Raw genomic sequence first — 13,241 nt, forward strand, 5'->3', positions numbered from 1 at the left:
AGAGACTCAAACGCCCGGCGTATCCATGCCGGGCAACATTTTGCTACAGGGCATGACTGGTGCATCATTCACATGGTCACTGCCCATTATTCCGTAACAGTAAAATGCACATCCTGCGGGTTACAACCATTGATTGGGACAATATCTTGCGGACAGGCCGACATCACGACAATAGAATCCAATTCAGCGCGGATCTCGACGTAGTCGCCAGCTTTGCTCACTGTCGGTAACCAGGAAATGGTGTAATCCGGATTTACTGGTGTATTCATCCACAAATTCAATGGTTGTGGCACTTCTTTAGCTCTCAATCCGATAGCATTCAGCGCCAGACGCATATTATCCGCACAGCTATCGTGATATTCAGTGATCCCCATATTGCTATAGCGATAAAGGTCGCAAGCTGCAATCAGGGTATCGTGTACGCCCGGCGAAGTATCGGTCAGTAATGTTCCGATGGCGCGGCGCTGATTAGTCACTAATGCATCACCCGGCTGAGGAATGATTTTATCAATAAATGCGCGAGTATGTTCCATTGATGAAAACTCACTCAGATCGGCACTATTGAATAACCAGGTATCACACACCTGACTACCGTGGGTATTGGTGATACGAATAACCTGCCCTTTGCTCAACCGCACTGCCCGGCCACAACGGGCGGGTACGGTATAGACTTCACCCAGTACCGGAGTGCCATCGGCAGAGATTGGCGAGGATAACGTGGCATTGGTGCCCAACGCGCTACCGTTGTCTTTTTCACAGCAAGCGGGATAAGTGTGGGTGCTCATGGTAACTCCTATGGGTTGATTTGCCAGCTCTGTCAGGCAACAGGCTAATGCCTTGGCGCCAAAGTACAGATACTGAGGGTCTGTATATTCAGCCGGGTTATGGCTGATGCCGTTATGGCTAGGAACAAAAAACATACTGGTAGGACAATGGCTGGCCAGATGCATCGCATCGTGAAATGCACCGGACGTTAGGGTTGCGGTCTCAATCTGTAGCGCCTGAGCGCAAGCATATTGTTGCGCCAGTAGTTCGCGATTAAATGCCACTGGCGCGTGGCTGAACAGGCATTCGACCACCACGTTACGCGCAGAAATTTGCTGCATCCAATCATCAAACTGCGCTAATACCACGGGGTCAGCATGACGGAAATCGAGGGTAAAAGTAGCGCGCCCGGCAATGGTATTAATGGCATTGGGCTCAATCTCCCAGCGGCCAAAAGTTAGGCGCAATTGATCCGCTGGCAGTGTGGCGCTCAGTTGCTCCAACTGATGTGCGGTTTGGCGCGCCAGCGACATCGCATCTTGGCGAGCCGCCATCGGGGTGGTACCGGCATGAGCGGACTGCCCCAAACACGTCACTTGATACCAGCGCACCCCTTGAATACCTTGCACCACAGCCAAAGGTTGGTTGGCTTGTTCCAGCACCGGTCCTTGCTCAATATGCAGTTCGACAAACGCCGCCATTGGCACAGTGGCACGGCGTGGCAACTGCGGAAAACGTTGATGACAGCCCGCCAGTGCCTGTGCCAGCGTCACTCCGTTAGCATCCTGATGATGTAAATAACCGGTCAGGCGCTGTGGCTGGACAAAAACGCTGGAACCCATGGCACCGGGAGAGAAACGGCTCCCCTCTTCGTTCATCCATACCGCCACTTCGATTGGGCGCAATGTACTGATGCCCGCCTGAGCCAATGCACTCAAACACTCCATACCGGCAATCACGCCATAGCAGCCATCAAGATTACCGCCGCACGGCTGAGTATCAATATGGCTGCCGGTAACCACCGGGGGTAAATCCTCACGACCGGCTCGACGGATAAACAGATTTGCACCATCGTCGGTCATCACTTCGCAGCCCAAGGTATAAGCCCAGTCAATTAACCAAGCTCTGGCATCTAATTCCTCACTGGATAGAGCCTGCCGATTAACGCCGCCATGCTCCAATGCCCCAAAACGGGCTAATTGGGCCAATTTATCCATTAATCGCTGTTGGCTGATATAACCGGCTAATTGCACCCCCGCAGAATTAAGCATGTCCGGCCTCCGGCTCATCCAGTTGCAGTGGGCGTTTAAACCACGGGGCCAGAAACGACCGCAAGCGCTCGGTTTGTGGCTGGCGGAATAACGTCGCGGGCGCGCCGGTTTCAATAATTGAACCTTCCGCCATAAACACCACGCGGGAGGATATTTTGGCGGCGAATGACATTTCGTGCGTCACCATCACCATAGTCATCCCGTCATTTGCCAGCACTTTAATCACGTCCAACACCTCCTCTACCCGCTCAGGATCAAGGGCCGATGTCGGCTCATCCAGCAGCAGCAATTCCGGTCCCAGAGCTAAAGCCCTGGCAATACCCACCCGCTGCTGTTGACCGCCAGATAGTTTTGCCGGACGAGCGTCTGCTTTGTCTGACATCCCCACCTGCGCCAACGCCGCTGCCGCTTTTTTACGTGCCGCATCGCGAGGCAGTTTTTTCCCCAGAATCAACGGCGCGCTGACATTTTCCAGCACCGTCATATGCGGCCACAGATTAAATTGCTGGAAAACCATCGCCAGCGGACGGCGTACTTCGGCAATTAATGCCGCGCTGTCGCGATGCTTCGGCTCTCGCCCGGCACTGCTATAACCCAATAATTGCCCCTTAATCAGCACTTCCCCTTCGTCATAGGCCTCAAGAAAATTCATGCAACGTAATGCTGTAGTTTTCCCTGAACCGGAGGGGCCGATTAAGGTGACAATTTCACCGGCATTCACCGTCAGATTTATCCCGCTAAGTACCCGATTGGCAGCAAAAGATTTGCCCAAGTTGCGTAATTCAATAATGGGTCCGGTACTCATGATGTTATCCCTCTATGGCCTGACGGCTGAGTATGCGCACACCGACACTAACCCCTTGCGCCAGCAGCCAATAACTGAGGATTAACAAGGTATAAGGCACAATGTAGGTATAGGTATTCGCGACTATCTGCCCCGTCGTCATGGTCAGTTCAGGCACCGTGATAATCGATGCCACGGCGCTCTCTTTAATGGTTAAAATAAATTGGTTACCCAGCAGCGGTAGACTAAAGCGCAAAGCTTGCGGGGTTTGGATGTACCAAAAGCTCTTCCAGGCTGAAATATCATGTACTTGAGCCGCTTCCAGTTGCCCAGACCCAATGCTTTTCCATGCCGTACGGAAGATTTCACCGAAATAGGCAGAGCTATAAATCGCCAGTGATAACACCGTGGCTTCGATGGCGCTTAGCGTGATGCCAATAGCCGGCAGGCCGAAATAGAACACCGCCAATTGGGCCAAATAAGGCGTGCCACGAATCAGCCATACATAAGTGCGCCACGGCCAGAACAACCAGCGGCTATTGCGGCATACCGCCTGTAACATGAACCCGGCGAAAGCCCCGATGACCGCTGCACTCATACTGATAGCCAGCGTGACACCCAATGCACGGGCAAAGTCCGGCAGATAAAGCAAAAAATCGTTCATCGGCTCTCCTTATGCCAGCGCCGTTCAACATAACTGCCTAGCAGAGCCAGCAGGCTGGTCAGCACTAAGTAAGACAAAGCAATCGCCACATACACTTCGAGTGGGCGGTAGGTTGCCGATGCCAGTTGCTGCCCTACCCGCATCAAATCGGTAATGGCAATCACCGACACCACCGCCGAGGCTTTAATTACATCAATTAATTCTGAAATTAGTGATGGCATAGTGATGCGCAGCACTTGGGGGATCTGGATATGCCACAGTGCCTGACGCGGGCTTAGCCCACACATGGCAGCGGCCTCCAACTGCCCCGGTGGAATGGCATTAAAGCCACTGCGTAAAATTTGCGATTGATAGGCGGCGGTATTGAGTGTCAGCGCCAACACCGCCGCCAGATAACCGGGCAGTGACAGCCCTAATTCTCCCGGCAGGTAAAAGCACAATAAAACCTGTGCCAGAACTGGGGTGCCACGGAACAGACTGATATAGACACGGGCGAATCCTCGGCCCACTCGTGAGCGGCCGCTTTCCATCAGGTAGATAACCACGCCGATAAAAAAACCGGCAACTATGGCCACAATACACAGCGAAGCCGTTGTCAGCGCGCCATCTATCAACATCGGCAGCCAGGCCGTCAACAATTGGAAAAATTCCCCCATAATCAATCCTCTTACAAGCTTGGCGCAGGCATTTGGTCAGCCGGAACATCCATCACGAAACCGAACCATTTCTGCTGCAATGCTTTCATGGTGCCGTCACGGTTGGCTTCACTGATGCCGTCGCTGAACAGTTTTACCAAGCTTGCGCTGTCATCGCCCTTACGCCCGACCCAGCCAAAATAGGTGGTTGGCCCCAACATCGGTTTCAATGTGGTAAAAACTCCCGGACGGGTTTTGATTAATGGGCCCAGATTCGCCAGTGATTGGGCGACGCCATCCAGTCGTTTATTCGCTAAATCGGCATAGGCCTCGTCGAAAGAGACATACTGTTTGATCTCTTTGATACCCGGCTTGCCGCTGGCTTTCAGTTTTTCATTAAATTCTTGCAGCACCTGAAGCTGACCAGAACCGGCTTGAGATCCCACCACTTTGCCACTCAAGTCATCTAAGGTGCTGATAGAATTGTCGTTATCCCGCTTGAGCAGCGCGACGGTGGATTCGGCAATCGGGACGGTAAATGCAAAATGGTCCATGCGCTGTTTATTCACCGTCACCGCGGTGACGACAAAATCGAATTTCTTGGCATCAAGACCGGGCAATATGCCCTGGAATGGCAAATCAAGCTGCTTGACCTCAACACCCGGTAGGCTTTTCTGCAAAATATGATTCATTAAATCAACGTCATAGCCCACAATCTTGCCATTCTCTACCGACTCAAATGGCGCATAACGCGCTTCTGTGGCGATGGTTATCGCCTTATTGGCTTTAATACTGTCCAGCAAGTCTGCGCTATGCGCGGTCGCAGAAAATACGCTGGCAGCACACAGCATTGCCCAGCACAAAGGTATTGCTTGTTTACGTCGAGTCATGATTGCCGCCCATTTAAAGTAGTGTGAAGTGTATTCAAGTGACTTGAATGTAATGACATAAGCATGAACTATGCCAGTGGGCATAAAGTGAAAAAATAAATGGCGGGAAGTAACGTAACTATATGTAATTAAATTAGTATTTTTCTGTTATTGGTTGATGGCTAAAACTTGCAGGACAGCAAGGGAAGAGGAAAGTTATCGTTCAATACACACCCGGCGCACAGAAAAAGTGCAAATTTGCGCTTTTTCTGTGCATCACATGAGAATCCAAAACATTTCTGCTGCACCTCCTTTCCTGCTGAATATCTGGCGCAATATAAATAGAGATTATCCTTTTAAATTCAATAATCTTATCCAGATCGACATTTTGCGAACACAGTATTGAGTCGCCTCGCTATATAGTGTTTTATATATCGATTGTTATTCAATCACTCATCTGAATCAGGAGCAAACATGCTATTTAACAGGATGCGATTAGCTGTTTTAGCCACTCTTCTTACCGTCGCTGCATCAGCCAGTTATGCCGACCCGCTTCATCTGTATGCCGGAGCGGGCCTGCGTCTTCCGGTGGAAGATATCATTACGCAATTTGAAGCCAATACCGGGCACAAAGTTACCGTGGAGTATGGAGGTTCCGGCCAAATACTCACCCGTTACCAATTAACGAATGAGGGCGATCTTTTCTTGCCCGGCTCGGCTGATTATGTAGAAAAACTGAGTAAAGAGGGCAAGTTCACCGCTTCTTACCCCTTGGTCCGGCATACCGCAGTCATGGCTGTTCGTCGCGATAAAGCCGGTGATATTAAGGATCTTGCCGATTTAGCCAACAGCCCACTACGGTTGGGGATGGGAGATGCCAAAGCCATTGCACTGGGGGCCAGCGGAGAAAAAATGCTGGAAATGTCCGGCCATGGTGAACAGTTGCGTGCAAAAGTCATTGTGCGAGCCGCTACTATCAAACAGCTGCTGATGTACTTACTCAATGGTGATGTTGACGCTGCGGTGATTGGGCGCTCTGACGCGGTAAAAAATGCGCAAACATTAGTCATTTTACCAACTCCAGCGGGGGTACCGGAAGATGAAGTCACTATCGCCGCCCTGAAAACCAGCCATTCACCCGCAGCGGCCCAACAACTGGCTGACTATTTTGCGTCAGAGAAAGGAATTGCGACATTTACTGCTCACGGTTTCCTGCCACTGGTCAAGCAGGATAAAGCACTCTAGTGGTTAAGTTAACGCTGGTACCACTAGGATTATTATTGTCGCTGGTAATCGGTTCTCTTTGTGCACTGATTTTCCAACTTGATTTCCCAGTGTTGCTCTCGGTACTGAAAGATCCAGAGCTTCATTTTGCTCTTTTTCTCTCGTTAGCCACTGCATTTGTTTCATTATTGCTGTCATTAATTATTGGTATTCCAGCGGCTTGGGCCATGGCGCGCATTCAATTTTCTGGTAAATATATCGCAAATATATTGCTGGATTTACCTCTGGTAACTCCACCGCTGGTGGTGGGTATTGGTTTACTGTTATTACTTGGCCACCAAGGCCCGCTATCAGGTATTTTACCGCAGTTAACTTCAATGCTGTTTTCCCCAATCGGAGTGGTGATTGCGCAAACCTACGTAGCCAGCGCCATTATTTTTCGCACCGCCAATGCCGCATTTTTAGCAATAGATCCAGCGTATATCAGCACAGGACAAAATCTGGGGTTAACCCCGCTGCAAACCCTTTGTCTGGTTGAAATTCCGCTCTGCTGGCAAGCATTACTGAGTGGGGCGATTCTGGCATTAGCGCGTGCCTTGGGTGAATTTGGTGCCACGCTGATGTTAGCTGGTGCCGTACGGCTCAAAACAGAAACTCTGCCCATCGCCATTTACTTGAATATTGCCAGTGGCGATTTCTCGTTGGCCATTGGTTGTGCGCTGCTACTGATGCTGCTGGCTTGCGTGCTGCTGATAGCACTGCGCCTGTTTACCCGCAGAGATAAGGAAGATGGCTATGCTGCAAATTAATAATTTGAGCGCAGGCATTTTACAGGGGATTAATTTCCATGTTGCCAAAGGCAGTTTGACCGCGATTTGCGGCCCTTCCGGCTGTGGTAAAACGACCTTATTGAATGCTATTGCTGGCAATATTCCGGCCCAGGGTGAGCTTAAGATTGACCAGATATTAATGTCCAGCACACCCCCCTGGCTGCGGCCTTGTCGCTATCTAAACCAGCGCCTATATCTTTTCCCTTATCTCACACTGTCTGGCAATTTGCAGTTAGCCCAGTATGCCGCCGGGTTAAAGCGGGATATAAAACAGCGCATAGCATGGCTGGAGAAAATGGGTATTGCCCATTTAGCCCATCGCTACCCACGGCAAATTTCCGGTGGCGAGCAGCAACGAGCGGCTTTGGCGCGGGCTTTGATTTCACAACCCAAACTGTTGTTACTGGATGAGCCCTTCGCCAACCTTGACTGGCAGACCCGTCGGCATCTTTGGGACGTAATTCGCCAGCTCCATACGGATGAGATTACTCTGGTGCTGGTCACCCATGAACCCCGCGAAGCAGAAGCACTGGCCGATCAGCGCTGGGTATTTTCTCAAGGGCAAGTGGTTTTACTTAAGGAGAATGGAGATGATTTATCTTTCTGATGCTGATTTAGATCGATTGCTATTGGAAGATATCCAGTATGGCGACCTCACCACTCGCTCACTGCATATTGGGCAGCAAGAGGGGCGCATGACCCTAACTCGCAAGCATGGAGGGAAAGTCAGTGGTATTGAGGTTACACGCCGCCTACTACAACGCCTTGAGTTACAAGTAGAAAGTCATGTACAAGATGGTTCGGTGGTAGCGGAAGGAACACTGTTGCTCACCGCTGTGGGTAAAGCATCCCAGCTGCATCAAGGCTGGAAAGTGGCACAAAATATCCTTGAATGGTGCTGCGGTGTCGCCGATTACACCCACCAATTGTTAGTGGCAGGAAGAGCCATCTCACCCGCCTTGCAAGTTGCCTGTACCCGCAAAAGTATCCCTGGCACCAAGATGCTGGCAGTGGCGGCTATTTTGGATGGTGGCGGTTTGATCCATCGAGCCGGTACCGCCGAGACGATATTGCTCTTTGCCAATCATCGGCGCTTTTTGGCCCAACCGGATGACTGGGTCAGCCATGTGACACTGCTCCGCAACAGTGCCCCAGAAAAAGCCATTGTCGTGGAAGCCGATACTCCGGAAGAAGCGCTGGCTATCCTACCGGCCCGGCCCGATATCATCCAATTGGATAAATTCAGCCCCGCGCAAATCAGCGCATTATTGCCGCAGGCAAAAGCTTATGCACCTTTTTGCCATTTAGCAGCAACCGGTGGCGTCACAACAGCCAATATAGCGGAGTATGCCGCAACAGGAATTGATTTGGTGATTACATCCGCCCCTTACTACAGCCAACCCGCTGATATTAAAGTCCGGCTTTTCCCCAATAACTGACGGTTACCCGGCATAAAAAAACGGGGCAGAAATTTAGCCCCGCTTTTTATACTGTTATCCAGTTATGGCATTAAATCTTTGCCGTCGCCAGATACTTTTTCATCTCTTCAGCAGGCACCATCCCACCGCCGGTTGCCCACACCAGATGGGTGGCATTTTGCATTCTCTCAGCACTAAAGTGATTGCTCTGCAAATAATCGTGACTACCACTAACCCGCGCCGGGCCAGGCATCCCCGCCAGTGCCGAAGGCTCCAACTGAATACCTTCATGCCGATTAAGCAAGCCCAGCAAACCATACATTTCGGCATCACTTAAGGTATAGAAGCCGTCCAGCAAACGCTCCATGGCCCGACCAACAAATCCGGATGCCCGCCCTACCGCCAAGCCATCTGCGGCAGTAATATTATCGATACCAATATCCTGCACAGAAATATCATCATGCAAACCGGTATAGACGCCCAATAACATACAAGGTGAATGCGTCGGCTCGGCAAAAATACAGTGGACATGGTCACCAAATGCCAATTTCAAGCCGAAAGCTACACCACCGGGGCCACCGCCCACGCCACAAGGGAGATAGACAAACAGTGGATGATTTTCATCGACCAAGATCTGCTGCTCAGCAAACTGCTTTTTCAAGCGGCTGCCCGCCACCGAATAACCGAGGAACAAGGTTGGCGAGTTTTCATCGTCAATAAAGAAGCAATTTGGATCAGATTCTGCCTGCTTGCGCCCCTGCGCAACCGCCACGCCATAGTCCTGCTCATACTCAACCACATTGACACCGTGCTCGCGCAGTTTGCGTTTTTTCCATTCACGGGCATCCGCGGACATATGCACACTGACACTGAATCCTAACTTGGCACTCATAATGCCAATCGACATCCCCAGATTACCGGTGGACCCCACAGCAATGCGGTACTGGCTAAAGAACTGGCGGAAATCATCTGAAAATAGCTGGCTGTAATCATCAGTTTCAGTCAGTAACCCGGCTTGTAGCGCCAGTTTTTCCGCATGAGTCAAAACTTCATAAATGCCACCGCGAGCTTTAATCGAACCGGAAATCGGCAAGTGGCTATCTTTCTTGAGCAGTAAGCGGCCCGTGATTTCAACCCCGTAGCGCTGTTGCAGCACTTGCTGCATCGCCGGGATAGCCACAATATCGGACTCAATAATGCCCTGTGTTTTTTGTGTTTCAGGGAATGCCTGACACAAATAAGGGGCAAAGCGCAGCAACCGAGCTTCAGCATCAGCAACATCCTGTTGCGTCAGCCCGACATAAGGCAGCCCTTTTTCAAGGGTGGTCGCCTGCGGGTTAAACCACGTGACTTCCTCCAAATTGATAAGCTTTTTGACCAAAGGGTAGTCGGTAATTAATTTATCAATTTCAGTGCTTTTCATAGAATGTCTCTTTTCGATCATATGATGTAAGAAAGTAGGAAAGTGGTGCCTAATGCAATCACCGACGCGATAAAGGTCGCGGTGGTGTAATATTTAAATGTCTCACTCAACGTCGCACCGCAATATTGTTTTACCAGCCAGAATAGCGAGTCAGTGACGATGGTGAAACCAATAGCACCGGAGCCAATAGCCAGAGTAATAATTTCCGGGCTGACATTGGGGTACATCGGCAATATAGGTGAAACAATGGCGGTTGCTCCCATCATTGCCACAGTCGCCGAGCCAACCGCAGCATGTAGAATCAGCGCCACCAGCCACGCCAATAGAATGGGGTGCATATCCAGATTAGATAAAATCACCGCCAACGCATCCGCCAACCCACTGGCTTTTAATATTCCGTTAAATGCGCCACCAGCACCGATGATCAACAGAATATTGGCAATAGAAGCAAAACTATCTTCGGTTTTCGCCAGTAGCGTACTCATCCCCATATTTTGCCGGATACCCAGCGTGTAATAGGCAACAAAGGCGGCAATAAACATGGCGGTAATAGGATTACCGATAAACTCTAAGAGTAAATAGAGACTGGTGCCCTTCTCCATATTCAGTTCTGCGGCGGTTTTTGCCAGCATCAGAATAATCGGCAGCAGCACGGTAAATAAGGTGGCCCCCAATGACGGCAGCTCATCTTCATTGCGTACTTTAATTTCAGAGAATGCTTGCGGCACGGTTTTAAATGGCAGGCGTTTGCCCACAATACGCAGGAAGAGTGGCCCGCCAATTAATGATGCCGCCAACCCGACCACCAGCCCGTAAACAATCACTTTGCCAATATCAGCCCCTAATGCATTGGTGACGTACATAGCAGCCGGATGCGGTGGCACCACGCAGTGGACCGCCATCAAAGCAGTACACAGCGGGATAGCTAACTTCAGCAATGAGGTATTGGTCTTTTTGGCGATGGAAAATGCCAATGGAATCAGTAAGACAACCCCCACCTCAACAAACAGAGTGATGCCGCAGATTAACCCGACCAACACCATCGTGACATCCGGTGATAGCCAGCGGCAGCGTTGTAAGGTAATACCGATGCGCTCTGCGGCACCGGATATTTCCATCATTTTACCTAAAATAGTCCCTAGCCCAATCACTGCGGCTAAAAAGCCCAGTGTGCCGCCAATTCCGCCTTCAATGGAATTCACCATTTCCAGCGGATTCATGCCCATTAATAACCCGACATAGAAACTCGCTAATAACAGCGCCAGAAAGGGATGTATTTTTAGTTTTACAATGGTGAAAATAATAATAATGATGCTCGTTAATAACGTCCCCACTACCCATATTTGTGAGTCCATAGCCAACCTCTTCTAATAATAAGTTCTGCCCTCATTGAATAAGAATTGGCCGGTACTGACAAATGATAAAAAATGGCTTTCAGATGAACTGGATTGAACCAAAAGTGCAATATTGGTCAAGGTTTTACTATTAACTCAGATTTGCATCACATTAGATAACCCTAATCACTGCTTTGGTGGGTCATTGCGGTATACTATTTCAACAAAAAAGATTGCCGGAGAAGCCACCATGTACCCAGAAAAAAGCTATATCACCCGCAATAAATTACTGAATGGCTATCAGCTATCGAAACTCTATACCTTCGAAGTTGCTGCACGACACTGCTCATTTGCACTGGCGGCTGATGAGTTATCTATCAGCCCCAGCGCAGTCAGTCATCGAATTAATAGCCTGGAAGAAGAGTTAGGTTTCAAACTGTTCCAGCGCTTTCACCGCAAAGTGGAACTCACCGCTGAAGGGGAACGGGTATTTTGGGTGCTGAAATCGTCACTGGAATATCTGAATCAGGAAATCCTAGAAATAAAGAATCAGGAACTCTCCGGCACACTGACCCTCTATTCTCGCCCTTCCATTGCCCAGTGCTGGTTAGTCCCGAAACTGGCTGATTTTGCCCATCACTACCCTGCCATCAGCTTGAATATTCTGACTGGCAATGAAAACGTCAATTTCCAAGGTGGCGGTATTGATTTAGCCATTTATTTTGATGATAAAACGCCGGAGAAGCTCTCCTATCAGCACTTAATGGATGAATCTATGGTGCCGGTCTGTAGCCCGGAATATGCCGAAAAACATCAGCTTAATGGCAACCTTATCAATTTACGGCAATGTACCTTGCTGCATGACCGCCAAGCCTGGAGTTATGATTCTGATATCAGTGAGTGGAATACCTGGGGCCAGCAAGTGGGTTTTGATATTGACTCCACACAGCGCAGTATGGGTTTCGACCGCTCAGATTTGGCGATTATCGCCGCCATGAATCATGTCGGTGTCGCCATGGGGCGTAAGAAACTGGTGACCAAACGGCTGGAAAACCAAGAGCTCATCATGCCCTTCCCCAATCTTGAAGTCAGGTGCGAGCAGCGCTATTACATTTCGACCCTGTCAGACCGGCAGTGGCCAAAGATTAATGCCTTTATTCAGTGGTTAAAAAAGATGGCGGATGAGTCCTAAAAAACAGGCACTTATGCCATATAAGCGCCTGAATAAATCATGACATTGCAGCCGCTTTCTGCGCCAAATCACGGCTGTACTGCCGGCTGGCATCCACCAGCATATGGGTATAGGCGGTTTTTTCGCAGTCGGTGGTTAAATCCTCGGTATTCAGCGTTTCCAGTATTCGGCCATGTTGCATCACCGCCACACGATGGCACAGATGCGCGATGACCCCTAGATCGTGTGTCACCAGCAGATAAGTGAGCTTCTCGCGCTGTTGTAATTCCGCCAGCAGATTGAGAATTTCGGCTTGTACCGACACATCCAGCGCCGAGGTCGGTTCATCCAGCAGCAAGACGCGCGGCTCAAGAATTAGCGCCCGTGCAATGGCCACCCGCTGGCGCTGACCGCCCGAGAGCTGGTGCGGATAGCGCTGGCGAAACAGCCGATTCAAACCCACTTTTTCCAAGATGGTATCAATGCGCTGGTCGCGGTCACCCATGCCGTGAATGGCAAGCGGCTCGGAAAGAATGTATTCAATAGTATGACGTGGATGCAGTGATCCATAAGGGTCTTGAAACACCATCTGCACATGGCGGCAGCGATCGCGCTCGATCCGGTGTGCCAGCGGCATTTGGTTCAGTGTGAGCTGCCCTGTCCAGTGATTAAATAACCCCGCCAGACATTTCAGCACCGTGGTTTTGCCCGAACCGGACTCCCCCACTAAACCAAAAATTTCACCATTGTTAACCGCCAGATTCACATCAAACAGTACCTGATTCTGCTGGCTACCTTCGCCAAAAATAAGGTTAAGGTTATTAATTTCAATCATCGCATTTGCAGACATAAC

13 protein-coding genes and 1 pseudogene are annotated in these 13,241 nt (G+C 50.1%); 5 read left to right on the forward strand and 9 right to left on the reverse strand.

All coding sequences use genetic code 11. The features are described 5' to 3' along the window. Window positions 1–86 precede the first annotated feature (86 nt). The 6 genes and pseudogenes from FTA96_RS23740 to FTA96_RS19625 form a co-directional block, all read right to left on the reverse strand. Entirely contained in the window at window positions 87–785 is a 699-nt protein-coding gene (locus tag FTA96_RS23740; RefSeq protein ID WP_050106438.1) for a DUF1989 domain-containing protein, read from the reverse strand. Next, window positions 754–2,036, reverse strand: a pseudogene (locus tag FTA96_RS23605) (M20 family metallo-hydrolase). The gene FTA96_RS23740 and the pseudogene FTA96_RS23605 overlap by 32 nt, the downstream one beginning before the upstream one ends. Next, window positions 2,029–2,844, reverse strand: a complete 816-nt coding sequence (locus tag FTA96_RS19610; RefSeq protein ID WP_145574665.1) for an amino acid ABC transporter ATP-binding protein — start codon at window positions 2,842–2,844, stop codon at window positions 2,029–2,031. Before FTA96_RS19610 ends, FTA96_RS23605 begins: the two are co-directional and overlap by 8 nt. A gap of 1 nt (window position 2,845) precedes the next feature. Further along, window positions 2,846–3,484 (reverse strand): amino acid ABC transporter permease, encoded by a 639-nt coding sequence (locus tag FTA96_RS19615; RefSeq protein ID WP_050121463.1) that lies wholly within the window; start codon window positions 3,482–3,484, stop codon window positions 2,846–2,848. Beyond that, window positions 3,481–4,140 (reverse strand): amino acid ABC transporter permease, encoded by a 660-nt coding sequence (locus FTA96_RS19620; protein ID WP_050106441.1) that lies wholly within the window; start codon window positions 4,138–4,140, stop codon window positions 3,481–3,483. Before FTA96_RS19620 ends, FTA96_RS19615 begins: the two co-directional genes overlap by 4 nt. A gap of 11 nt (window positions 4,141–4,151) precedes the next feature. After that, window positions 4,152–5,009 carry a transporter substrate-binding domain-containing protein gene (locus FTA96_RS19625; RefSeq protein WP_050106442.1) on the reverse strand — a complete coding sequence of 286 codons (858 nt, stop codon included), beginning with the start codon at window positions 5,007–5,009 and terminating at the stop codon, window positions 4,152–4,154. A 453-nt stretch (window positions 5,010–5,462) separates the two neighbouring features. Between FTA96_RS19625 and modA the strand changes: the two genes are divergently transcribed. Genes modA through modD form a run of 4 tightly spaced genes read left to right on the forward strand, consistent with a single transcriptional unit; the run spans window position 5,463 to window position 8,481 of the window. Beyond that, on the forward strand, window positions 5,463–6,233 hold the full coding sequence (gene modA, locus FTA96_RS19630; protein WP_261172631.1) for a molybdate ABC transporter substrate-binding protein: 771 nt from the start codon (window positions 5,463–5,465) through the stop codon (window positions 6,231–6,233). Next, the gene (locus FTA96_RS19635) at window positions 6,233–7,021 is read left to right on the forward strand and encodes an ABC transporter permease (RefSeq protein WP_145574667.1); all 789 of its coding nucleotides are present in this window, start codon (window positions 6,233–6,235) and stop codon (window positions 7,019–7,021) included. Before modA ends, FTA96_RS19635 begins: the two co-directional genes overlap by 1 nt. After that, a complete protein-coding gene (locus tag FTA96_RS19640) occupies window positions 7,008–7,649 on the forward strand; it encodes an ABC transporter ATP-binding protein (protein ID WP_145574670.1) in 642 nt (213 codons plus the stop codon). The genes FTA96_RS19635 and FTA96_RS19640 overlap by 14 nt, the downstream gene beginning before the upstream one ends. Further along, window positions 7,633–8,481: a ModD protein gene (gene modD / locus FTA96_RS19645; RefSeq protein WP_145574672.1), complete on the forward strand. Its 849-nt coding sequence runs from the start codon at window positions 7,633–7,635 to the stop codon at window positions 8,479–8,481. The genes FTA96_RS19640 and modD overlap by 17 nt, the downstream gene beginning before the upstream one ends. Window positions 8,482–8,551: 70 nt before the next feature. Here the strand turns inward: modD and FTA96_RS19650 are convergent, their stop codons facing one another. Then, entirely contained in the window at window positions 8,552–9,883 is a 1,332-nt protein-coding gene (locus tag FTA96_RS19650; RefSeq protein WP_145574675.1) for a D-serine ammonia-lyase, read from the reverse strand. 17 nt (window positions 9,884–9,900) lie between these two features. Beyond that, window positions 9,901–11,238 (reverse strand): D-serine transporter DsdX, encoded by a 1,338-nt coding sequence (gene dsdX, locus FTA96_RS19655; protein WP_050106447.1) that lies wholly within the window; start codon window positions 11,236–11,238, stop codon window positions 9,901–9,903. A 229-nt stretch (window positions 11,239–11,467) separates the two neighbouring features. Here dsdX and dsdC point away from each other — a divergent pair, with 229 nt between their 5' ends. Next, window positions 11,468–12,409, forward strand: a complete 942-nt coding sequence (dsdC, locus tag FTA96_RS19660) for a DNA-binding transcriptional regulator DsdC (protein ID WP_050106448.1) — start codon at window positions 11,468–11,470, stop codon at window positions 12,407–12,409. A 37-nt stretch (window positions 12,410–12,446) separates the two neighbouring features. On the opposite strand, the gene FTA96_RS19665 is transcribed toward dsdC, so the two are convergent. Beyond that, window positions 12,447–13,223: an ABC transporter ATP-binding protein gene (locus FTA96_RS19665; protein WP_050106620.1), complete on the reverse strand. Its 777-nt coding sequence runs from the start codon at window positions 13,221–13,223 to the stop codon at window positions 12,447–12,449. Window positions 13,224–13,241 lie beyond the last annotated feature (18 nt).

The organism is Yersinia alsatica (genome assembly GCF_902170305.1).
Classification (GTDB): domain Bacteria; phylum Pseudomonadota; class Gammaproteobacteria; order Enterobacterales; family Enterobacteriaceae; genus Yersinia; species Yersinia alsatica.

What these genes read in the sequence shown, in the direction of transcription:
- modA (WP_261172631.1), top strand. Translation starts at nt 5,463, where the DNA reads ATGCTATTTAACAGGATGCGATTAGCTGTTTTAGCCACTCTTCTTACC.
- FTA96_RS19625 (WP_050106442.1), bottom strand. Translation starts at nt 5,009, where the DNA reads ATGACTCGACGTAAACAAGCAATACCTTTGTGCTGGGCAATGCTGTGT.
- FTA96_RS19665 (WP_050106620.1), bottom strand. Translation starts at nt 13,223, where the DNA reads ATGATTGAAATTAATAACCTTAACCTTATTTTTGGCGAAGGTAGCCAG.
- FTA96_RS19620 (WP_050106441.1), bottom strand. Translation starts at nt 4,140, where the DNA reads ATGGGGGAATTTTTCCAATTGTTGACGGCCTGGCTGCCGATGTTGATA.
- FTA96_RS19650 (WP_145574675.1), bottom strand. Translation starts at nt 9,883, where the DNA reads ATGAAAAGCACTGAAATTGATAAATTAATTACCGACTACCCTTTGGTC.
- FTA96_RS23740 (WP_050106438.1), bottom strand. Translation starts at nt 785, where the DNA reads ATGAGCACCCACACTTATCCCGCTTGCTGTGAAAAAGACAACGGTAGC.
- modD (WP_145574672.1), top strand. Translation starts at nt 7,633, where the DNA reads ATGATTTATCTTTCTGATGCTGATTTAGATCGATTGCTATTGGAAGAT.
- FTA96_RS19640 (WP_145574670.1), top strand. Translation starts at nt 7,008, where the DNA reads ATGCTGCAAATTAATAATTTGAGCGCAGGCATTTTACAGGGGATTAAT.
- dsdC (WP_050106448.1), top strand. Translation starts at nt 11,468, where the DNA reads ATGTACCCAGAAAAAAGCTATATCACCCGCAATAAATTACTGAATGGC.
- FTA96_RS19615 (WP_050121463.1), bottom strand. Translation starts at nt 3,484, where the DNA reads ATGAACGATTTTTTGCTTTATCTGCCGGACTTTGCCCGTGCATTGGGT.
- dsdX (WP_050106447.1), bottom strand. Translation starts at nt 11,238, where the DNA reads ATGGACTCACAAATATGGGTAGTGGGGACGTTATTAACGAGCATCATT.